General features: G+C 71.4%; 19 protein-coding genes. 8 read left to right on the forward strand and 11 right to left on the reverse strand.

Annotated features, from left to right (window positions below; translation table 11 throughout):
- Positions 1-8: 8 nt before the first annotated feature.
- Positions 9-2,018, reverse strand: coding sequence for a DUF1554 domain-containing protein (locus tag IPK71_34995; protein MBK8218967.1), 2,010 nt, complete (start codon positions 2,016-2,018; stop codon positions 9-11).
- 137 nt (positions 2,019-2,155) lie between these two features.
- Between IPK71_34995 and IPK71_35000 the strand changes: the two genes are divergently transcribed.
- Positions 2,156-3,637: a hypothetical protein gene (locus tag IPK71_35000; GenBank protein MBK8218968.1), complete on the forward strand. Its 1,482-nt coding sequence runs from the start codon at positions 2,156-2,158 to the stop codon at positions 3,635-3,637.
- A gap of 9 nt (positions 3,638-3,646) precedes the next feature.
- On the opposite strand, the gene IPK71_35005 is transcribed toward IPK71_35000, so the two are convergent.
- The gene (locus IPK71_35005) at positions 3,647-4,732 is read right to left on the reverse strand and encodes a serine/threonine protein kinase (GenBank protein ID MBK8218969.1); all 1,086 of its coding nucleotides are present in this window, start codon (positions 4,730-4,732) and stop codon (positions 3,647-3,649) included.
- A gap of 147 nt (positions 4,733-4,879) precedes the next feature.
- On the opposite strand from IPK71_35005, the gene ftsH reads away from it, so the two are divergent.
- Positions 4,880-6,742, forward strand: a complete 1,863-nt coding sequence (gene ftsH, locus IPK71_35010) for an ATP-dependent zinc metalloprotease FtsH (GenBank protein ID MBK8218970.1) — start codon at positions 4,880-4,882, stop codon at positions 6,740-6,742.
- A gap of 6 nt (positions 6,743-6,748) precedes the next feature.
- On the opposite strand, the gene IPK71_35015 is transcribed toward ftsH, so the two are convergent.
- Both IPK71_35015 and IPK71_35020 read right to left on the reverse strand, forming a co-directional pair.
- The gene (locus IPK71_35015) at positions 6,749-7,678 is read right to left on the reverse strand and encodes a hypothetical protein (protein ID MBK8218971.1); all 930 of its coding nucleotides are present in this window, start codon (positions 7,676-7,678) and stop codon (positions 6,749-6,751) included.
- Between the two features lie 149 nt (positions 7,679-7,827).
- The gene (locus IPK71_35020) at positions 7,828-9,003 is read right to left on the reverse strand and encodes a hypothetical protein (protein MBK8218972.1); all 1,176 of its coding nucleotides are present in this window, start codon (positions 9,001-9,003) and stop codon (positions 7,828-7,830) included.
- Positions 9,004-9,190: 187 nt separating this feature from the next.
- On the opposite strand from IPK71_35020, the gene IPK71_35025 reads away from it, so the two are divergent.
- The gene (locus tag IPK71_35025) at positions 9,191-9,871 is read left to right on the forward strand and encodes a class I SAM-dependent methyltransferase (protein ID MBK8218973.1); all 681 of its coding nucleotides are present in this window, start codon (positions 9,191-9,193) and stop codon (positions 9,869-9,871) included.
- A 24-nt stretch (positions 9,872-9,895) separates the two neighbouring features.
- Here IPK71_35025 and IPK71_35030 read toward each other — a convergent pair whose 3' ends face one another.
- Positions 9,896-11,245 (reverse strand): sigma-54-dependent Fis family transcriptional regulator, encoded by a 1,350-nt coding sequence (locus IPK71_35030; protein ID MBK8218974.1) that lies wholly within the window; start codon positions 11,243-11,245, stop codon positions 9,896-9,898.
- A complete protein-coding gene (locus IPK71_35035; GenBank protein MBK8218975.1) occupies positions 11,245-12,576 on the reverse strand; it encodes a HAMP domain-containing histidine kinase in 1,332 nt (443 codons plus the stop codon). Before IPK71_35035 ends, IPK71_35030 begins: the two co-directional genes overlap by 1 nt.
- Positions 12,577-12,742: 166 nt before the next feature.
- Between IPK71_35035 and IPK71_35040 the strand changes: the two genes are divergently transcribed.
- A complete protein-coding gene (locus tag IPK71_35040; GenBank protein ID MBK8218976.1) occupies positions 12,743-13,471 on the forward strand; it encodes a hypothetical protein in 729 nt (242 codons plus the stop codon).
- A gap of 324 nt (positions 13,472-13,795) precedes the next feature.
- Positions 13,796-14,809: a hypothetical protein gene (locus IPK71_35045; protein ID MBK8218977.1), complete on the forward strand. Its 1,014-nt coding sequence runs from the start codon at positions 13,796-13,798 to the stop codon at positions 14,807-14,809.
- Between the two features lie 398 nt (positions 14,810-15,207).
- Here IPK71_35045 and IPK71_35050 read toward each other — a convergent pair whose 3' ends face one another.
- The 4 genes from IPK71_35050 to IPK71_35065 all read right to left on the reverse strand — a co-directional run bounded on the left by IPK71_35050 (position 15,208) and on the right by IPK71_35065 (position 18,056).
- Positions 15,208-15,960, reverse strand: a complete 753-nt coding sequence (locus IPK71_35050; protein MBK8218978.1) for a hypothetical protein — start codon at positions 15,958-15,960, stop codon at positions 15,208-15,210.
- A gap of 140 nt (positions 15,961-16,100) precedes the next feature.
- Complete coding sequence (locus tag IPK71_35055) at positions 16,101-16,544, reverse strand: hypothetical protein (GenBank protein ID MBK8218979.1); 444 nt, start codon at positions 16,542-16,544, stop codon at positions 16,101-16,103.
- Positions 16,545-16,657: 113 nt separating this feature from the next.
- Complete coding sequence (locus IPK71_35060; protein ID MBK8218980.1) at positions 16,658-17,416, reverse strand: hypothetical protein; 759 nt, start codon at positions 17,414-17,416, stop codon at positions 16,658-16,660.
- 70 nt (positions 17,417-17,486) lie between these two features.
- Positions 17,487-18,056, reverse strand: a complete 570-nt coding sequence (locus IPK71_35065) for a hypothetical protein (GenBank protein MBK8218981.1) — start codon at positions 18,054-18,056, stop codon at positions 17,487-17,489.
- A gap of 29 nt (positions 18,057-18,085) precedes the next feature.
- Here IPK71_35065 and IPK71_35070 point away from each other — a divergent pair, with 29 nt between their 5' ends.
- Both IPK71_35070 and IPK71_35075 read left to right on the forward strand, forming a co-directional pair.
- Positions 18,086-18,643 (forward strand): hypothetical protein, encoded by a 558-nt coding sequence (locus IPK71_35070; protein MBK8218982.1) that lies wholly within the window; start codon positions 18,086-18,088, stop codon positions 18,641-18,643.
- 159 nt (positions 18,644-18,802) lie between these two features.
- The gene (locus tag IPK71_35075) at positions 18,803-19,657 is read left to right on the forward strand and encodes a hypothetical protein (GenBank protein ID MBK8218983.1); all 855 of its coding nucleotides are present in this window, start codon (positions 18,803-18,805) and stop codon (positions 19,655-19,657) included.
- A 108-nt stretch (positions 19,658-19,765) separates the two neighbouring features.
- Here IPK71_35075 and IPK71_35080 read toward each other — a convergent pair whose 3' ends face one another.
- The gene (locus tag IPK71_35080) at positions 19,766-20,401 is read right to left on the reverse strand and encodes a hypothetical protein (protein ID MBK8218984.1); all 636 of its coding nucleotides are present in this window, start codon (positions 20,399-20,401) and stop codon (positions 19,766-19,768) included.
- Between the two features lie 143 nt (positions 20,402-20,544).
- Between IPK71_35080 and IPK71_35085 the strand changes: the two genes are divergently transcribed.
- Positions 20,545-21,426, forward strand: coding sequence for a hypothetical protein (locus IPK71_35085; protein ID MBK8218985.1), 882 nt, complete (start codon positions 20,545-20,547; stop codon positions 21,424-21,426).
- Positions 21,427-21,446: the final 20 nt, after the last annotated feature.

Consider the following 21,446-nt stretch of genomic DNA (forward strand, 5'->3'; position numbering starts at 1 on the left):
TGATTGACCTATTGTTCGACGCACACCAGGCGACGGAAGAGACCGCACTGGGCGCCCGCGAACGAGAGCGCGGCGGTCGTCGTGGCGCTCGGCCTGCCCGCCATGCCCACGGAGCCCGAGCCGATGGTCCACCCGCCGCAGGTGGAGGCGTGGGTCGCCGCGGTGCCCGTGAGGCCCGTCCACGTGTCCTCTCCGGCTGGGAGCGACGGGCCCCACGCGCCCGCGAGCGGGAAGACCAGGGCGCCTGTCGCGTCTGTGGTCGTCACCGTCGTTCGCCCGTCGGTGAGGGCGTAGCGCGTGCTCGGGGCGAACGGCCAGTCGATCGTCGAGCTGCGGTTCGTGCCGTCGGCGAGGAGGGCCTTGTAGGTGCCCGTCGCGGGCTTCGCCGCGGACTGCATGCAGAACGCATCGGCCTTCGCGATGGCGTTCGCGCCGGGGAGCGCCCCGTCCCCCGCGAGGTCACCGCTGTGCTTCTCGCTCGTGACGAAGATGCGCTTCGGCGTCGGCACGCAGAGGTGCGCCGTCTCCGCGGACGAGACCTCGCCCACCGGGCACGCGAGACACGCCGCCGAGGTCGGGCTCCCGGAGGCGGCGGTCGAGGTCCCGTCCGGGCACGGCATGCAGCGGGTCGCACCGGAGGCGTCGGTGTAGGTACCACGCGGACAGGCCTCGCACACGTTGGGCTCGTACGCAGGGACGGATCCGGCCGCGCACGCCACGCACAGCCCGCCGGCCGAGCGGCCCTCGCCAGGAGGGCACGAGAGCGCGGTCGACCTCGGCAAGGAGAGCACGTCGGTGCCGCTCTTCCACACCACGTCGGGGCCTCGAAGGAGGAGCGGGGCCTCGACGAGCACGTCCTTCAGCATGCGGTTCGGGGTACACGTCCCGCGTGTCGCGATCTCGGAGAGCGCACACTTGGAGAGGCCGCGGGCGTCCCCGAAGTAGAGGCTCTCGGCGTCGAGCGTGAAGACGTCTCCGAGCGCGCCGAGGTCGATCCACGTGAGGCAGTCGGCCGCGGCGGGGCAAGCGAAGAGCTTCGCCCCGATCCGAGCGACGATCGTCGGGTACGTGACGGCGGGGCCTCGCTCGCTCGTGCCGATAGCCACGGGGACTCCGGGAGGGAGCGCGACGTTCACGTCGGTCACCGTGAGCACCGGGGGCGTCACGGCGCCGGTCGTGTTGCCCTCGACCAGGAATTTCTGCTGCTCCGGGAGGTAGAAGACGTGCGCGCCCACGTTCTCGTGCGCAGACGCCGTGGTGCGCCCGACGCGGTGGGGATTGCCGAGCGGGAGCGTCGCGAAGAGCGTGCGTCGCCCCGCGTCCGCCGGACGCACCCACGTGCCTCCGTACGTCGTGCTCGTGAGGCCGAGCGCGAGGTGCGAGGCGAACACCATGTTCTGCACACCCACGGTCTGGAGGTTCGAGACCTGGGTGCGCGCGGTGCCGTCGAACGCGATGGTGAACGCGTTGTCGATCTGGGAGGCGGGCCCGGGGGGGACGGGAGTGGTCGTTCGCTCGTAGTAGACGACGCGATCGCTCGTCATCCCGAAGAGCCCCGCCTTGCCGGTCGCGGTCGGGACGGGCACACGTGCCGCGCACCCCGGGAGATCGCAGATCGAGATCGTCGTGCCGACGAGCGTCGCAAGCTTCCCGTCGGTGATGTCGAAGTCGAGGAGGCCGGCCACGGTGGCGAGCACCGTGGGGGGAACGGCCGGAATGGGCGGGCCCGCGTCGCTCGCGTCCGCGACGTCATCCGCGGCGTCGACGGACGCGTCTTGGAGAGCCCCCGCGTCGCCGGCTTCGCCATCGGTCGTCGTGGCGTCGGCGCGGGATACGTCGGGCGAGGCATCGACGGAGACGGCACCGTCGATCTTCGGCCCCGCCTCCGAGGGAGCACCGGCCTCGGGGGTAGGCGCCGAGGCATCGTCGACGTCCACGGCGACACCGCTCACGACGTTGCAGCCGACGACCGCGACCACGACCGCCCCACCCACGATTCCAAGCCGCCCTGCACGCATGGTTACCGCCCCTTCTTGGATCTCGACCAGTCGCCCAATTCTGACGCCACGCGCGGGCCTCTCGCAAGGCCCCTCTCGGGCGGGGTGTCCGAAAATGCGAGCTACCGCCTACGAAACGCGCTGTTAGCTTCGACGTCATGAGAGCTTCTCGCGTCCCTTGTCTCGGTCTCTCCGTGATCGCGCTCGCCTCCTTCGCGGCAGTATCCGTTGGTGCGTGCTCCGAGTCCGTGGTCGACGGCTCGGTGGACGGGTCGGCGCCCATTCCCACCGTGACGGCCCCCGACGGTGGAGCGACGAGCCAACCCGACGGCGCGCCCCTGCCCGTCGTGACGGCGTGCGCGGCGCCCACCGGAGCGGGCACCGAGCACAAGAACGACATCATCGCCGACGAGACCTGGACGGCCGCGGCGAGCCCCCACCGCATCACGTTCAACACGCGGATCCTCGCGAACGTGACGATCGAGCCCTGCGCGGTGGTGACCGTCGACGAGGGCTACACGATCACGGTCGGCTCCTCCGACAAGGTGGGTGTGCTTCGGGCGAAGGGGGAGCGCGGCGTCGACGGCGCGGGCAAACCCGTGCGGCGCGAGGTGCTCGTTCGTGCGTCCGACCCTGCAAAACCCTGGGGGAGCATCTCCATCGCCACGAAGGGCTCGGTCGACCTCGAGACGGTCACGCTCGCCGACGCGGCGAACCCACGCTCGGATCAGAACGGCGGCGGGGCGATCGTCGCGTACGGCGAGGGTCTCACCGAGTCGATCGTGAAGAAGAGCGTGCGCGCGAAGGACCTCGTCATTCAAGGTGCGCGCGGCTACGGCATCAACATGCTCGCACTCACGGGCTTCACGGACGACTCGGGCGAGATCACCGTGAAGGGCAGCGGCCGCGCCGAGGCGCCCTACCCCGTCCGAGTCGTACCCGGCGCGATGGGCTCGGTGCCTACGCTCACCCTCGAGGGGAACCACGCGAACGAGGTCGAGATCGACGCCTCCTACGGCGGCATGCCGAGCGACACGATCCGTGCGCGCGGCGTGCCCTACCACGTCCGCGGGAGGCTCCGCGTCGCGCCGCACGCAGACGGCGCGCCCTCGACGCTCACGATCGAGCCCGGGGTGACGCTCCGCTTCGACGACGTGACGAACGACAGCGGCCTTCAGCTCGGCACGTCCGACGTGCGGCAGGGCATTTTGGTGGCGGCGGGCACGGCCGCGCAGAAGATCACGTTCACCTCCGCGAAGGCGACGCCCGCCGCCGCGAACTGGAAGAACATTTACTTTTCGTACTCGCCCGCGACCGGCAACCGCATCGAGCACGCGATCATCGAGTACGCGGGGGCGCCGAGCGGGGCGCAGGGGTACGGCTGCGGGCCCGCCGAGAACGACGCGTCGGTGCTCATCCTGTCGGGGCGCCCGTCGAGCGCGTTCATCCAGAACACGACGTTCCGCAACGGCGGTGGCGACACGGGGCTCCTCCTCGGGTGGAGCTCGGACATGGACGGCCCCGACTTCTTGCCGACCAACACGTTCACGCAGGTGCCCGCGTGCCGCGTGAGCCGTTGGCGAAACGCGACGGGCAACGCGTGCCCGGGCTCGGTCGGCGGCTCTCCCGTGTGCTTCTGAGCGGGAGCTTCAGGGCCGACCGCGACGTGTGCGCGCGAGGGCCGGGACGTCGGTTTTTTGGCGGGTCCCGGACACCGCGGGGGGCGCGCTCGGACGGGCGTCACCCCCCTCGGGGGTGCTGCGCACCACGGTCGTGAGGCCATCGAGAGACTCGGGGGGGCCCGTGACCTCGGTCGTGTCGGGATCGACGAAGGGCGCGGGGCGGAGCGTGCGGAGGTCGAACCCGGCGACGCCGTTCGCGATCTCCCACGCTGCGACCTCTCCATCGACCGAGGCGAGGGCGTCGAGCATCTCGGTCGCCGAGGCGAACCTCGCGTTTCGATCGAAGCTCACCGCGCGGTCGAGCACGGCGAGGAGCCTCGGAGGCCCCTCGAGCCCGAGGTCGTTCGAACGTGGGAGAGGCATGATGGCGGCGAGCACGAGCTCGTTGCCCTTCCGGAGCTGGCGGCCGTGGAGGAGCATGAGCCCCGACGCCCCTACCGCGAAGACGTCCGTCGGCGGACCGAAGGCCTCTTTTTGCCCGATGGCTTGCTCGGGCGCCATGAACGCCGGCGTGCCGAGCACGGCCCCGGTCGCCGTGAGCGCCGAGAGGCTGACCGACCGCGCGATGCCGAAATCGAGCACCTTGATGACGCCGTCGTCGCACACGAAGAGGTTCGACGGTTTCACGTCACGGTGGAGGATGCCCGCAGAGTGGGCCTTCTCGAGCACGGAGAGCGCACCGCGCAGCACGGCGAGCACCGCCGACGGCGCGGGCTTCGGATTGCGCCCGAGCCAGGCGCCGACACACTCCCCGGAGAGCTTCTCCATGACGAAGTAGGGCATGCCGTTCGGGTCGATGCCGTCGTCGTAGATGCGCACGACCCCCGGGTGGTCGATCGTGTTCGCCATGTAGGGCTCACGGCGGAAGCGCTCGACGTCCGCCTCCTGGAGCTTGTAGCTCGTGTGGAGCACCTTGAGGGCGCACACATGCCCGTTGCGGTGGCGCGCTTCGTACACCGCGGCGCTCCCTCCCACGCCGAGCAGGCTCACGAGCGTGTACCGCCCGATCGCCTCCCCCACACGAGCCTCGAGCTGCGCGCCCAGTCGGGACATCGACTTGAACGTACCATGCACGTTCCCCGCATGGCGATGGACCTCGCTCACGTCGCAACCCCTCGAACACGCGAGCGAATCGGCTACGCGGGCTGGGTTTCGCACGAAAGCCGGGGGAGGTGACCGGTTCGGTGCTCTAGTGGGCCCATGGCGAAGCCCAGCAGTACCCTGCGTGCGCGGCTCGGCAGCTCGCTCGGCCTCTTGGTCGTGGCGCTGCTCGTCGTCGGCATCTTCGTGGCTCGAGGGCAGCGCGACGAAGCGAAGGTCGTGCCTTACAGCGAGCTCGTCACGGCGATCGACGAAGGGCGAGCGAAGGAGGTGACGCTCGGAGCGACGGAGATCCAAGCCAAGTTGGCCGGCAAGGACGGGAAGGCCGACGAGACCATCGTGGTGGTGCGCATCCCCGAGATGGACGAACGGCCCCTGCTCGACGCCATGCTCAAGGCGCGCGGCGTCTCCGTGAGCGGCAAGCACGAGGAGCGTGGATTTTTCACGACCGCCTTGCTCGGCGTGCTCCCGTTCATCGTGATCCCGCTCCTCTTCCTCGGGCTCAGCACGTTCGCCGCGCGCGGCCAAGGCAAGGCGATGACGTTCGGCAAGAGCCGCGCGAAGATCTACGACCAGAGCCCCGAGAACGTCACGCGCTTCTCGGACGTGGCCGGCATCGACGAGGCCAAGGCCGAGCTCACCGAGGTGGTGAAGTTCTTGAAGGAGCCCGCGAAGTACCGCGCCGTAGGTGCGCGCGTGCCGAAGGGCGTCTTGCTCGTGGGCGCGCCGGGCACGGGGAAGACGCTGCTCGCCAAGGCCGTGGCGGGAGAGTCGGGCGTGCCGTTCTTCTCCATGTCGGGCTCCGAGTTCGTGGAGATGTTCGTCGGGGTGGGGGCCTCGCGCGTCAGGGATCTGTTCGAGCAGGCGAAGAGCCACGCGCCTTGCATCGTGTTCATCGACGAGCTCGACGCGATCGGCAAGGCGCGCTCGGGGGCCCAAGGCTTCGCCGCCAACGAGGAGCGCGAGCAGACCCTGAACCAGCTCCTCGTCGAGATGGACGGGTTCGACTCGGGGAGCGGGCTCGTCATGATGGCGGCGACGAACCGGCCCGAAATCTTGGATCGCGCGCTCTCTCGGGCCGGGAGGTTCGACCGTCAGGTGCTCGTCGATCGCCCCGACGTGCGCGGGCGCGAGGCCATCTTGAAGGTCCACGCGAAGAAGGTGCAGCTCGGCGTCGACGTGGACCTCACGCACGTGGCGCAGCGAACCCCCGGCATGGTGGGGGCCGACCTCGCGAACGTCGTGAACGAGGCGGCGCTCGCGTCGGTGCGCAGGGAGGCCGCCATCGTCGAGGCCCAAGACTTCGAGGAGGCCATCGATCGCCTCCAGCTCGGCCTCAAGAAGGGGGGGCGCGTGATGACCGACGACGAGAAGCGCCGCGTGGCCTTCCACGAGTCGGGCCACGCGCTCGTCGCCCTCTCGATGAAACACGCCGATCCCGTACACCGGGTCACCATCATCCCGCGATCGATCGGGGCGCTCGGCGCCACGCTGCAGCTCCCCACGGAGGAGCGTTACCTCGTCACGCGCGAGGAGCTGCTCGACCGCATCTGCACGTTGCTCGGGGGCCGCGCCGCCGAGGAGGTCGCGTGCGAGGACGTGTCGACGGGGGCCGAGGACGACCTCGCGCGCGCCACGGAGCTGTCGCGCCTCATGGTGTCGCGCTTCGGCATGAGCGAGGCGTTGGGGCCCGCGGCGACGTCACGCTCGGCCGACGACGCGCCCGCGTGGATGGGGCGCGCGGATGGGCCGAGCGAAGCGACCCGGCAGCTCGTCGACACCGAGATCCGGGCCATCCTCGATCGTGAGCTCGCACGAGCGCGCGACGTGCTCTCCCGCGAGCGCGCGAAGCTCGACGCCATCGCCTCGGCGCTGCTCGAGAGAGAGACGCTCCAGCGCGGCGAGCTCGAGGCCCTCGTCGCCGCGCCGCCCGCGCCGCCCGCGCCTACCTCGGCGACGTAGCGGCCCTCACGAGAGGCCGTACTTGGCGTTGTAGATCTGCGTGAGGCGCGTGTGCTCGTTGAAGAGGCGCATGTCGTCTCGCATGGCGTTCGTGGCGAAGTGCGCGGACCACCACGCGCCGAGCTGGCTGTACTCGGTGATCGACACGCCGAGCTTCGCGAGCGCGGCCTGCGGATCTTGGCCACGTTGTGACGCAGCGGCCATCGCGGCGCCCATCTCGATCCACTTCTCCATCGAGCACGGCTCGCCGCCGAGGCTCTGCCCCGCCCCGCCCACCTGCATGTGCGCGACGCCCGCCTTGGCCGCCCCCGAGTAGCGCCCCGTGCTGCCGTTGACGAACGCGTTGCCGTACTCGGTCGCGATCGTGGCCGTCGTGTCGCGCGACATGCGCGCGTTCCACTCGGCGCTCACGCGCTCCCAGGTGCCCGCGTCGATGCGGAGCTCGCGGGTCACGTTCTCTAGCGTGCCTCCTTGGGCGACGTAGGCCATGGCCGAGGCCCACGTGGGGAGATCGACGCCCTCGACCGGCGCCATCTCACCGTGGAGCGCGCCCCCCGGCTGGAGCTGCGCCTGCCTGCCCTGCGTGAGGTAGTCCTGCGTGACGCGCATCTTGAGGTGCATCATGTCGTGGATCGTGCCGTAGCGCTGTGCCGCCTGGGGAGACTGCATGAAGCGCTCGACCGTGGCCTTCACCTGGCGGTAGTGCGGCAGGCTCCGGAAGCCGTAGTGCTGGAGGAGCTGGCGGCGCTCTTGGCGATCGTCCCAGGCGCGCTCGACGAGGAACTCGGCGAGGAAGTAGGACGACAAATCGTTGAACAGGTCGAAGGCGCCGACGTCGTTCGTGCCCTCGAGGCGGTAGTCGCGGGTCTCGTCGTCGAAGGGATCGACACCACGCGAAGGGACCTGACCGAAACCACCACCGTAGACGTTGTTCATGATCGGCTCTCCTTGGAGGAGGGCCTTTGCAGCGCGCGTGCCGAGGGGTTTTCTCGGGGATTCGTGGGGGGATTGGAGCCGTCGGCGCGCGCGTTGCCGGCAAACGAGCGGCGGCCGGCAAGGCGTTGCCGTGCGCGAGCTCGGGGCGGCTAAGGCGCGGACTTGAGGATCCGCTCGATCCGACGGGGGCCCTGGTTCTGCCGGTGGTGATGATCGAAGTAGACGTACTTGTTCGTCACGGCGATGGACCACACGTCACCAGAGACGAGCTGCCGCGGAGCCTCGGTGAAGGACCCTCGGAAGAGCCCCGGACCATCCGAATGGGCGAGGTAGACGTGGGTCCTGTCGGCGACCATGTCGAACGTCTCCCTCGTGAAATACGATGCGACGGAGGGGGCCGCCCCGTCGGGCTTCGTGGCGACGAGCGCGTGCGCCCCCGCCCCGAAGGGTTGAAGCGCCCAAAGCCTCTCGCAATCGGAGGACACCAGGAAGGCACCCCGGCTCGTGCCCCCGTCGCTCGGGTCCGCGAGCGGGAACGTCCTCCCCGAGGGGAGCAGGGTACCCGAGCTCACCGTGAGGTCCGCGCTGCCCTCGCGGACGACCGCGACCTCACCGCCAAAGACGTCGGCTCCTGCGCGGTTCGGAGAGGGGAGCGCGAAGAAGCTCCCGCCGATGCGAGCTCCCGCGGACTCGATCGTCACCGGATCCTTGCGCTGGCTCGTGATGGCCCGCACGCGCTGGGACCCCGAGATCGCGGTCGGGGTGCACGTGGTGTCGCAGGACTTGGGCAAGCGCACCGCCTCGACGGCTTGATTGGGGGGGAAGGCGACCAGTACCTCGTCGTCGAGGAGGGCGAGCTTGGTCGGGGTCGCTGTCAGCGTGAACCAGACGAGCTCGGGGGTCGGCTCACCACCGTCTCCTCCGCGAATGGAAATGCGCTTGATCGCGCCACCCAAGGCGTTGCCGTCTCGGTCCGCGTTCTCGATCCAGTAGAGGTGGTTGGGGTCGGCCGCGAGCGAGAACGCCCATTGTCCGATGGTGACGTCCGTCACCTTCGACACCTCGCACGGGGCGCATGGGCTGGCGGTCCCTTCCGGGACACGGCATGCCCCGGCGTCCTGGGTGGCGGGGTCGGGCCCGGCCTCGACGCTCGCCTCGGCGCCGGACGAGCCGTCGAGTCCCGTAGTGCCATCGGGGCCATCGGGGCCATGGGCGGCGTCGGGTGGGTCGCCTCCCTCTGCGCCGAACGTGGTGCACGCCTCGACGATACCCAAGGCCACACCGAGCGCCATCATGCCTGCCCAAACGAAGGTCGAGGAGCGCATCTCGGACGAGAGTATCAGCTCTTCGGATTGCCGCTATCGTGGGCGCATGAAGGTCCTCTCCTCGTCTCTCGCTGCCGTCATCCCCTTCGCCCTCGTCGCCATGGCGGCCGCGTGTGGCAACGCTCCGACGCCCTCCGCCCCGAGCCCTGCCCACGTGCCCGCGGCACCGGCGCCCGCGCCGCCCACCATGGATGCGACGAGCGTGGTCGATGCGGCCGACCGGAGCCCCGACGACCGCGCGCTCGACGCGGGGCGGAAGCCGAAGGAGCTGCTCGCGTTCCTCGGCGTCACACGAGGCATGAAGGTCGGCGAGATCGCCGCGGGCACGGGCTACACGACCGAGCTGCTCGCGCGCGCGGTGGGCCCCGAGGGCAAGGTGTACGCTGAGAACAACCGCTTCGTCGTCGAGAAGTTCGCCGACAAACCCTGGGCCGCGCGCCTCGCGAAGCCCGTGAACGCGAACGTCGTGCGGGTGGACCGCGAGCTCGACGCGCCCTTCCCGCCCGAGGTGAAGGACCTCGACGTCGTCGTCGACGTGCTCTTCTACCACGACACCGTGTGGATGAAGACCGACCGCGCCGCGATGAACCGCGCCATCTTCGCGGCCCTCAAGCCCGGCGGCGCCTACGTGATCGTCGACCACTCGGGGCGCGCGGGCACCGGCACCACCGAGACCGACACGCTCCACCGCATCGAGGAGAAGGTCGTGCGGGACGAGGTGCTCTCTGCGGGCTTCGTCTTCGAGCGCGAGGGGACCTTCCTCAAGAACGACAAGGACTCCCGCGACTGGAACGCGTCGCCCCGCGCCGCGGCCGACAAACGCGGGACGAGCGACAGGTTCGTGCTCCGCTTCACGAAGCCTCGCTGAGCCTCGCCGAGCACCGCGGCGCGCTCAGCCTCGCGGCGGGATCCCGTAGCGCTTCATCTTCTCGAGCAGGGTCATGCGAGAGACCGCGAGGAGGCGGGCGGCGGCGCTCTGGTTCCCACCCGTCTCGGCGAGGGCGCGACGGATGGCCTCGGCCTCGAACGCCGCGACCTGCTCGCGGAGCGGACCTCCGCCCGGTGCGGACGACTCCGAAGGCGCCGAGGGGCCGGTGATCCGCGCGAGCGCTGTCTCGTCGAGCTCCGTGTCGGGCTCGGCGCGGGCGAGCAGGGACGCGCAGAGGTTCTCGAGCTCGCGCACGTTGCCCGGGTAGTCGCGGCGTGCGAGGGCGGCGACGAGCCCCTCCGTGAAGCGCACGGCGCCGAGGTCGAAGCGCTCGGCGTACCGCGCGCGGAACGTCTCGACGAGGAGCGGCACGTCCTCGCGGCGCTCGCGGAGGGGCGGCACGACGATCTCGACGACCGCGACGCGGAAGTAGAGGTCCTCGCGGAAGCGCCCCTCGGCGACGCGCCTCCGGAGGTCCTCGTGGGTCGACGCGACGAGGCGCATGTCGACCGGCACGGGCCGCTGCGCGCCGAGGGGCAGCACCTCGCGCTCTTGGAGCACGCGGAGGAGCTTCGCTTGTGTGCCCGGGGTGAGCTCGGCGATCTCGTCGAGCACGAGGGTGCCTCCGTGCGCGCGCTGCACGTGGCCGACCCGCGCCGACGTGGCCCCCGTGAACGCGCCCTTCTCGTGCCCGAAGAGCTCCGACTCGACGAGCGACTCGGTGAGCGCCGCCGCGTTGAGGCGCACGCACGGCCCGTCGCGACGAGGGGAGGCCGCGTGCAGCACCGAGGCGAAGAGCTCCTTGCCCGTGCCGGTCTCGCCGCGGAGGAGCACCGTCACGTCGCGCGCGCCGATGCGCTTCGCGTCGCCGAGGGCCCGGAGGAGCGCCGGGGACTCGCCCACGATGCGCTTGCCGGAGACCCGCTCGACGCGGCTCGTGAAGGCCTGGGCGCGGAGGGCGCGGGCCTCGAGGGCGCGCGTCACGACGAGCCTGAGCTCCTCGACGGCGAAGGGCTTGCGCACGTAGCCGTACGCGCCCTCGCGCCACGCGCGCACCGCGGTGGCCTCGCTGCCCTGCGCCGTGAGCATCACCACGGGGCGCTCGGGATCGTCGGCGCGTGACGCGGCGAGCACGCCGAACCCGTCGACCCCGGGCATCACCAGATCGGTGAGCACGAGATCGGCGCCGGAGAGATCCTCGTTGGCCTCGTCGAACGAGGCGCGCGCGACCACGTGGATCCCCATGGGCTCGAGGGCGTCCTCCAGCGCGAAGCGCACCGCCGCGTCGTCCTCGACCACGAGCACCTTGGGCATCACGACTCTCCCTTCGTCACGCCCGGCCCCAGGCGCAGCACGGCCCGTGTCCCGCCGCCCTCGCGCGGGAGGACCTCCAGGGTGCCTCCGTGGAGCTCGGCGACACGTCGCGCGTGCGCGAGCCCGAGCCCCGTGCCGCCCGTTTTGTTCGTCACGAACGGATCGCCGAGGTGCGCGCGGATCTCGGAGGCGACGCCGTGCCCACGGTCGCACACGGTGACGACGGGCTCGGGCCCATGCGTGAGCGTGACCTCGACGTGGGCGCCGCGCGGAGAGGCCTCGATCGCGTTCTGCACGAGGTTCTGCGCGGCCTCGTGCACGCGCCGCGGGTCGACCGTGAAGGTGCGCGAGGCCTCGTCGGGGAGGGTGAGGCCCACGGTCGCTCCGGCGCGCGTCGCGCGGCCCTCGAGCGTCGCGACGACCGCCGTGAGCACCGCGCCGAGGTCGCACGGGCGCGCGTCGACGGACTCGAGCGGGCGCGCGAGCGCGGCGTACCCTTCGACGATCTCTTGGATGCGCGAGACCTCGGCGAGCACGACCTCGAGGCGCTCGGCGTCGCGCGAGGTACCCTGCCCTCTCGCGCGGGCGCGCTCGGCCATGCCCTCGGCGAGGGCGCGCACGGCGGTGAGCGGGTTCTTCACCTCGTGAGCGAGGCGCGAGCCTACGAGCTCGAGCTCCTTCGTGCGCGCGGCGCTCGCGGCGGCCAGGGCGGACATCGCGGCGTCTCGGTCGTGGACGGCGCGGACGTGCGCGCCCGTGAGCCCCGAGACGCCGACGCGGAGCAAGAGGGCCGACGCCGCCACGGCGAGCCCGAGCACCGGCGCGGCCGCATGCCTGGGCAGCGCGAGGTCGGGGACGAACGCCGTCACGAGCGCCGAGGAGAGCACGACGAGCGCGAGCATCACGAGCAGCCGGCGCTCCTCGCGCGAGGGCCCGAACGCGGCGAACCCGATGCCGAGCGGCGCGAACAGCATGGGGACGAGTGGGCTCACGATGCCGCCCGTGAGGCTCATGGCGCCCCCGATGCCGAGCACGGTGAGCGCGAGCGACCGCGCGAGGTCCGCGGGCGTGACGGGGCCCTTGGCGGCGCGCGCGCGCTCCACGAAGAAGACGCCCAAGAGAAGCGACGCGCCGACGCCGAGGGGCGCGAGGCGCTCCTTCGGGACACCCGAGAGCGCGAGCACCGCGGCCGTCACGGCGAAGAACGGGCCGAGCACGAGGGGACGTGTGCGGAGGAAGGCCGTCGCGGCGAGGCGGAGCCGCTCGGTGCCCGCGTGGGCCGAGACGCCCTCGTGTCGGGCTTCGCCGAGCTCGGCGCGCGTGTCGTGCATGAGTCTTGGAGTACCGCACTTCGGCGACGGGCGGATCTCCGACCCACGCCGCTCGGCGGCTGTACGGATTCCCTTACAGGTGCACGGACGACGAGGCAGCGGCGGGAGGCGCGGAGCCCTGTTTTCTCGGCGTCGCGCGTGGCATGGCGCGCGCAATGGGGCGGCCATGAACACCCTCGCCGCCGTCGTCGTCGCGCTCGCCGTCACAGAAATCTTCCTGCTCACGAGGGGAGCCCACGAGGCCGCCCGCCTCGCCGAGCTCCCCGAGGCCGAGCGGCGCGCCGTGACGGTGCGTGTGCCGCTCGTGCTCGCGGGGTGGCTCGCGGTGGTGCTCGCTCTCGCCGCGGCGGGGGTGCTCGCGAGGTTCGACGCGAAGCCTCCTCCCATGATGCTCGTGCTCGCGGGCAGCATGGGGCTCTTCGCGTTCGGCACGAGCCGGCCCGTCGTGGGCGCGATGCTCCGCGCGGCGCCGCTCACGTTCCCGGTGCTGGTGCAGGCCATGCGAGTCCCCATCGAGCTCTTCTTGCACGGTCTCTACCGCGAGGGCCGCTTCCCGGTGCACCTCACGTTCGAGGGTCGGAACCTCGACATCCTCGTGGGCCTCACGGCGCCCGTCGTCGCCTACCTCGTGCACACCGGGAGGCTCGGCGCGCGCGGGCTCGCGGCGTGGAACGTGATGGGTCTCGGGCTGCTCGCGAACATCGTGGGCATGGCGCTCACGACGATGCCCGGTCCGCTCCACCTCGACTGGCCGGGGGTGTCGAACACGGTGGTAGCCGAGGCGCCGTTCGTGCTGCTGCCGGCGTTGCTCGTGCCGGTCGCGCTCGTCGCGCATCTGGCGTCGCTGCGGCAGTGCGCCTCGGCGGTGAGAGCCGAGTCACCACGCGAGGCGTGAAGCTCTCCGGCTCTCTCTCCCCGCTCCCCGCTCCCCGCTCGCCCGTGCCCGTGCCCGCCTCTCCCCCTCTCCCCCGTGCCCGTGCCCGTGCCCGTGCCCGCCTCTCCCCGCTCCCCTCTCCCCCGTGCCCGTGCCCGTGCCCGTGCCCGTGCCCGCCTCTCCCCGCTCTCCCCTCTCCCCTCTCGCCCGCGCCCCAAGCTCCCAGGCGCAGACGGACTTCACGCACATCGCCCATCGCCGCTCCCCCACGAGCCCCTTCCCACGCGCGACTTCACTGGTACCCTCCTCGGCGCGCGTGACCGCGCACTTCCCCGGAGGGGTCCCATGGCTGCCAAGAAGACGAAGAAGACCGCGACGACGACCGCCACGAAAAAGGCCCCCGCCAAATCGAAGAAGGCCGGCACGAAGGCCGCCACGAAGCCCAAGGCCGCCACGAAACCCAAGGCCGCCACCAAGGCGAAGAAAGCCAAGCCCCCGAAGGCCCCGAAGCCGAAGAAGCTCCCGAAGGCCACGCGGCGTGTCGTGGAGGATCTCGGGCTCTTGCTCGAGGGCAGCACGGTCACGCTGGTGGAGCCGAAGGTGTCGGCGGCGACGAAGGCTGCGACCTCGTCGGCCATGGCGACGCCACCCGCCATCCCGACGAAGGCCATGCGCGCCGAGTGCGCTGCGCTCCTCAAGGCCGCCAAAGCCGACTTCGACGCGCTCTCGAGCCGAGGCATCACCAAGGCCGATCTCACCCAGCTCAAGGAGTCCATCGAGCTCACGCGCTTCTACGACGCGAAGGTGCGCATCGAGTCGTCGAAGAGCCGCTCGGCCGAAGAGATCGCCCTCGAGGAGCGCGCCAAGGACCTCCGCAGCGAAGCGCTCGCGATCCTCACGTTCGCTCTCGTGCCCGAGGAGGCCACGCCCGAGGGAGAGAAAGCCGCCGAGCGCATCGACGGCATTCGCGAGGGGGAGGGAATCGACGACCTCGTCGCCGACACGACCGACACGGCGACCTTTCTCATCGAAGAGAAGCGCGCCATCGCCGCCATCGGCGAAGATCCGGTCGCCTTGGCAGCCGAGCTCACCGACGTGGGCAAGCGCCTCGAAGACCTCGTCGCCACGAGGCGCGGCGCAAAGGGCGCTTCCCCCGACGTGACCCTCCGCGACCGCGCGGCGAACGCCCTGTGGGCCGTCGCGAACAAGATCCGCCGGGCGGGCCGGTTCCACTTCCGCAACGACGCGAAGCGCGCCAAGAGCTACGCGAGCACATACAACCGCGTCCGCCGCGCCGTTGCCAAGGCCAAGGCAACCCGCGCCGCGAGGAAGAGTACGCCGAGCTCGGCCGAGGGCTGAGCTCGCGCCTCGATCTCAAGCGGCTAGCTCCTCACGATGGCCACGCCCTTTGGACCGCATGGCCCGTGCGTGGCCTTCGTACATCCGACCATGCGGTTGCCCGGCCCGAACCCGCTCGGTGCCACGCCGATCGTGTCGATGGGGGCGAAGTTGCGATCGGACATGCCTTCCCCCCCGATCGGACATGCCTTCCCCCCCGATCGGACATGCCTTCCCCCCCGATCGGACGTGCCTTCCCCCCCGATCGGACGTGCCTTCCCCCCCGATCGGGCAGCCTTCCCTCGCGATCGGAGGCCTCTCCCCCGCGATCGCAGGGCTCTCCTTCGCGGTCGCGGAGGGCGTGGTCGTGGCCAACGCGTCTGTCGAAGCTCGCGACCGCGCCAATGCGCGCGCCCGGGTCAGGGCTGCTCGAAGCAGTAGATGCGGCGCTTCTGGTTGCAGGTGTCCTCGCCCGCGCTCTGCCACTCGGCGTTCCCGCGCTGCGCGAGGCCCACACGGCCCTGGAGGTTGAACGTCCCGTTTTGCCACCTCCCGCAGTGCTGGCCCGAGGCGATGTTCCCGTTCATGCCCGTCCACACGAAGTCCTGCGCCGTCATCGGGAGCTGCGACTTCGTCTCGGTCATCGTGATCGGGCGCAGGATGGCCCCCGTGCGAAGGAGCGCCTTGCTCGCGACCACGAGCGCCACCTCGTTCGCGAGGAACCAGCCCCCCGGCACGTCTTGGAGTCGGTCGGCGGGGTGGGTCTCGGAGGCGGGGTCGGCCACGTAGGCGAGCCATCGGCGCGATCCGAGCAGGCTCCCACCGAGCCCCGTGCACTGGCTGTCCATCGCCCCGCGCCCGCCCATCCCCGGCGCGCCGTCGTAGGTCATGCTCGAGACGAACACGCGGAACGGGGCGACGGCCGCGTCCGATGGAGGCGCGGCGTCCACGGCGAGACCTGCGTCGGCGGGCGCGGCGTCCACCGCGAGACCTGCGTCGGCGGGCGCGGCGTCCGCGGTCGCGGGGGGAGCCCCTGCGTCTTCGGCCCGGACCGGCTCGTCGCCGACACACGCGGCGAGCGCGGCTCCTCCCAGGACGAGGGCCAGGGCCATCCACGGCTTGCGAGAGGACGCCCGCGCGGTGGGCGCGTTGGGCACGCACGATCGACGCATCGTAGGAGAATAGGCGGAGAGCCCGCTCGCGACAGGGGTTTTCGAGAAGGGCGTTCGCGGGGTGTGGGCGGGCAGGTGGGCGCGGCGCGCGAGAGCCGACCGACGTTGGCGCTAAGTCGCTGAAACCACGGTGACGCCCCCTACCCCAGCGCCTTCGCCGCGGCCCGCGCGCCCTCGGCGAGGTCCTTCAAGAAATTCCTGTCCTCGGCGTCCTTCGTGAGCGACGCGGCCTTCGCGAACGCCTTCGCGGCGGCCGCGAACAGCGCACGCGCCCGCCGTGGCGCGCGCTCCGTGTCGACCTTCGACGCGTAGAGCTCGCACGTCTTGCCGAGCGCCGTGTGCGCCGCCTTCTCTTCCGGAGCGAGCCGCGCCGCGAGCCGCGCGAAGTGGAGCGCCTTCGCCCGCGAGCGCCGAAGGTACACGCGCGCGAGGTGCTCGCACACGACCGACGTGTCGTCGTCCACCGCGGCCTCACGCGCCACCGAGAGCGCCTCGTGGAGCTTCGTGAGCGCCGCCTCGGGATCGGGCTTGGCGAGCTTCGTGGCCTCCCCGAGGAGCTTCGCGATCGTGGCGCGCGAGCTCACGAGGCGCCCCCCGTCCGAGGTCGCCGAGGGTCCTTGGGCATGGCCACGCGCGTTCGTCGCATGAGACCGAGCATACCCAAGCGCGAGCCCCGGGCGGAGCCCCCTTCGTTCGCCTACTTTACGAAGAAGCAGTGGTTGCACGCGGTGCTCGCGCACTCGACCACGACGGTCTTGCCGTCGAACGCCTTGGGGCTCACCGCGCCGAGCTCGAGGTTGCACGACCGGCTCGCCGTGGGCGACGCCTCGTCCGTGAGCAGGAACGACGCCCCGCTCGACTCGGCGGGGCGCGGCCTGCTCAGCACGCCGCGGACGCGGACCGCCTGATCGCTCGGCTTGCTCGCGACGAGCTCGGCCACGGTCATGGTCTTGCCGGTGTACTCACGACGCTTCGGCGAGACCCCGGCTTCGAGGAGGCAGATCTTCCCCCACTGCTCCCCGAAGGCGGCGGCCTTGACCTCCGGCGCGCTCGACGCGCTCGTCACCGACGCCCCCGAGAGACGGATCGAGAACGACCGGCACGTCGTGTCGTCCGCGGCGGCCCACGCGACCTTCCCCTCGTCCTGGGCCGTCGGCTTGCCGAGCTTCGCCGAGACGGCCGCGATGGCGGCGTCGGCGGTCATCCCGAAGAGCCCGGGCGGGCTCGTGTACGCCCCGACCATCGCGGGGGTGAGCTTGCCCGCGAACACGGGCCCGGCCGCCGCGCCGGAAGCGGACGTGGCAGGGCTCGCGGCCTTCGCCGAGGCCGACGCCGCCCCGGAGCCCGAAGTGGCCTGCGCGTCGGAGCCTTGGCCCGCGGGGGCGTTGTCGGAGCCTTTGCACGCGGGGACGGTGGAGAGCAGCAGCCCAAGCACGAGGAACGACGCGACCTTCATGCCGACCGCCTACCAGGATCGGTGTTCACCGCAACCTCCATCGCCCCGAAGCGGCAGGCAAAGCCGGCCGTCAGCGCGCGTCGCAGGCGAGGTTCACGTCGGCGAGGATGCGGGTGATCTCGGCCGACTGGTGGGCCTCCTCGCCCATGGCCGTCGAGAGCTCCTGGCTCGTCCCCGCGGCGCAGGCCTTTTCCGCGGCGCGGGACGCCCTCGACCACGCCTCGACCGCGGCGCCATAGGCACGCACCCGCTTCGCGACGCCCGGATCTTGGACGCGCGCGGCGAGCTCGTTCGCCTTCGGCGCGATGGCCTCGAGGCGCGCGGCGACGACCCCGAACTGCGCCGCGTCGTCGGGGCTCCTGAGGCGCGGGTTCTTCGGCTCGATCGCCACCACGGCGTCGACGTCCCTCGTGAGGGTCGCGAGCCCCTCGAGGGCCACCTCGCACGACCGCGCCTTCGTCCGGCAACCGAGCACCGAGACCCCGAGGGCGGCGAAGCAGGCGAGGGTGAGAGAGCGCGGCGGCACGGCCGAAGGGTGGCAGAAGACGAAACGAACGAGAAGCCCCGCGTCGCTTGCGGGGAGCCGCACGCCTTGCGGCACGGCGAGGTGGCCTTCGGCGACGGCGAGGACGAATCCCACGCTGGCACACCCGATGCTCTCCGGCACGCATGACGCTCGTGCGCTCCACGCTCCCGCTCGCCCTCGTCGCCGTGGCCTCCGCCTGCGCGAGCGCGCCTCCCCCCGAGCCTCCGAAGGCCCCCGTCGCGAGCGCCGCGACCCTCCCGAAAGAGAGCTCGTGGGGCCCGCAGTCGCCCCAGCCCAAGTGGTGGGAAGAGAAGCCCCCCTGCCCCGACGGCGCGACGGTGCGCGGCAAGCTCCCGCCCGAGGGCAACGTGCTCGAGTGCGTGAACGACAAGGGCACCCCTCACGGGCCGTCGAGCGTGTGGTTCCCCAACGGGCACGAGGGCACCCTCACCGAGTACAAAAACGGCGTGCGGCACGGTCGCTTCATGCACTGGCTCCACAACCACCCGCTCGTCGAGGGCACCTACTTCGAGGGCCGCAAAGACGGCGACCTCACCTACTGGTTCGACGAGGGCTCGGGGTTCGACGCCGAGTCGCGCGGCGACCGCGAGTACAACCAGAAGAACTACGTCGTCGAGAAGTACGTACGCGGCCTCCTCGTGAAGACGACGCACTACAAAGACGGCAAGCCCATCGACTGACACGCGCGGCCCTGGTCAGCGCGTGTTCCACGGGCTCGTGCGCCATCCGAACACCTGGAGCGGCTCTCCGAGGCGCACCGTCTGCGGCGAGACGCACGGCCCTCGCCCACGACGCGCGCGCCAGCTCCGCACGGCACGCCGGTTGCGTCAGGGGAGCGCATGAAGCTCCGCTCTGCCGCCCTCGTCCTCGCTCTCCTCGCCGTCCCTGCCGCGGCGACCGCGGCCCTCGTCGGGATGCCTACGGCGCGCCTCACGCTCACGCGCAGCGGTGCGACCCCCGAGGTCTCCGAGCCGAAGGGCTTCTCGGGCGGCGGGGTGAAGATCCTGTCGACCACCAGCGCGACGGTCGGGCCCAACCAATTCAAGACCTCGGGACCCCCGGCATTCGAGATCCAGCCCGTCGCGTGGAAGAACACCTTCACCACGAAGTCCTTCACGACCGATCTCTCTCCCGCCGTCGAGAAGGTCGGCCCCATCGAGGTGCGTGTCACGAAGATCCCGACCTCCACGCCGACGGAGCAGTCGTTCCGACCGGGCCAGGTCACCTTCGCGCCCGTGCGCTTCACGCTCGTGCACCGTAAGGCCGACACGTCGATGGCCGAGTGGATGCGCGCGACCCTCGCGGGGAAGGGCCCGCGGCGCACCGTGACGCTCACGATCGGGGCCCCGGCGCAGCGAAGGATCGTGCTCCGGGAAGCGCTCCCGGTCGCCTACACCGCCATCGACTTCGATCTCGGGGCCTTCCGCGAGATCATCGAGGTTGCCCCCGCGCGCGTCGAGGTGCTCGGGCCCGGCGAGACGTTCGGCCTGTCTCTCCTCGACGCGACGTTCCGCGGCCAAGCGCCGACGGCCCAGCTCTCTGCGTCGGTGCTCGAGGGAGGCGCCGTGGTACGCACCGTGACGTTCACGAACAGCTTCGTCACGGCCTACCGCGGCGAAGGTTTCGACGTCACCGCCGGGACCTACGTGGAGACGGTCGAGCTCCAGCCGGGCCCGGGCAGCACCGCGCTCTGAGTCCGACGACGAGTCGTCGGACTCTTTCCTACCCAAGGCGCTCGCGGCAGCCGCTCGCGCTCTGAGCGCAAGGCGGCGAGGCTGCGAGGGGCGCGCGATCGCCGCGCCTCACTTCACCTGCGTGAAGACGCCGTCGTGACCGGTCTGGCCGTTCTTGCCAGCGCCGTCGTGGCAGCCCGTGCACACCGATTTGGCGCTGCCCGAGTCGCCTTGGCCGTTCGCGATGACGCTCGCGCCGATGTTCTCGTACCAGTAGAACGACTCCACCCCGCCGGGCTTCGTCTTGAGGAGCATCGCGTAGCCCGTGAGGGTGCCGTTCGCGTCGAAGAGCTCCTTCACCGAAGCAGCGCCCACCGGGTACTCGCCCGCGCCGTGGCGGGACAAGAGCCCGTTCGAACAGATGCGGTTCGCCGAGTGGCCCGTCCCCGCGCGCCCCGGGTGCGGCGCGGGCTCGCACGCCCACTTGGTGTAGGCCTTGCTCTCGAGCCATGCTTTCACGGTTGCGGCGTCTCCCGTGGGAGGGGTCTCCGCGTCTCCGCCCGTGGCGGGAGGGGGAGCGGACGCGTCGCCAGCGGGTGAGGTGGTGGGCGTCGCCGTGGCCGTGGGGCTCGTGGGGCTCGTGCCCGACGGTGTGGGGTTCGTGCCCGGAGCGGGAGATTCGGCGTCGCTCGAGCACCCCGAGACGAGGCTGACGATGGCCGAGAGCGCGACGAGGGAGCCGAGGGCGACGAGGCGATAGGTCATGTCCCCGCTACGCGCGGCGAGAGGCGTGGTTTCGCACGATCACGAAAGCCGTGCGCGAGAGCGCAAGATCGGCGACCGAACACGGACGAGCTCGGGGAAAGGTCGGCGCAGGCCGCGGCACGGGGCTTGCGACCGCAGCGGGCATGCTCACCGCCCGTCGTCTCGTCGCGGCCTGCCTCGTCGTCAGTGTGCCCTGGATCGCCCACGCGGCCGCCACCCGCTCCGACAGCGTCTCGGTCCAAGTCGCACGCGGCACCACCACGCAGACGACATCGGCGACCGTCTCGGGCGGTGGCGTCAAATTCCTCTACGCGAGCCAGGCCGTGGGAACCGATCGTTTCCGTACGACCGTGGTCTCGGCCCGCGAAGCCGCACCTCTCGTGGCCGAGATCTCGCAGACCGGCATGAACACGACCGTCACCTGCGATCTCCCGGGCGTCACCAAGGTGAGCCCGATCGAGATCCGCATCGCCCCCCGCGTGACGAGCTCGGGAGGCGCCGTCGAGACGACCTTCGCACCCGGCGCACCGACGTACGCCAACGTGACCTTCTCGGCCCCGCGCGCGAAGGGCGAGAGCGCCCTCGGCACATGGGCCCGCACCGCAGCGACGAGCCCGGGCACCGCGCGGCGAGACGTCACCGTGGCGCTCAAGGGCACGGCGGGAGACGTTCGCACGATCGTCCTGCGCGGCGCCATGCCCGTCCTCTACTCCCCCCTCGAGACGAGCTGGCAAGGGGCGACGGTGCTCACCGCGCTCGAGACCTTGGAGGTCAAGGTCGAGCGCGTCGACGTGGGCGGGGCGGCCTCCACGTTCGGCGGCGAGTGGCTCGGAGCGACGCTGCGTGGGCAGGACGCTCGCGCCGACGTCACGGTCACCTACTTCGTCGCCGAGAGCGCGGCGCGCACGACGAGGTACACCGGGAGCTTCCTCGCGGGCTACAAGACGACCGAGATCACCGTGGGCGCGCGGGGCTTCACGGAGCGCTGGGAGATCCAGCCCGGGCCGGGCGCGCAGCCGTACTGACACGCCCGATCGCCGTCGCC

The organism is Myxococcales bacterium (assembly GCA_016712525.1).
Classification (GTDB): domain Bacteria; phylum Myxococcota_A; class Polyangia; order Polyangiales; family Polyangiaceae; genus JAAFHV01.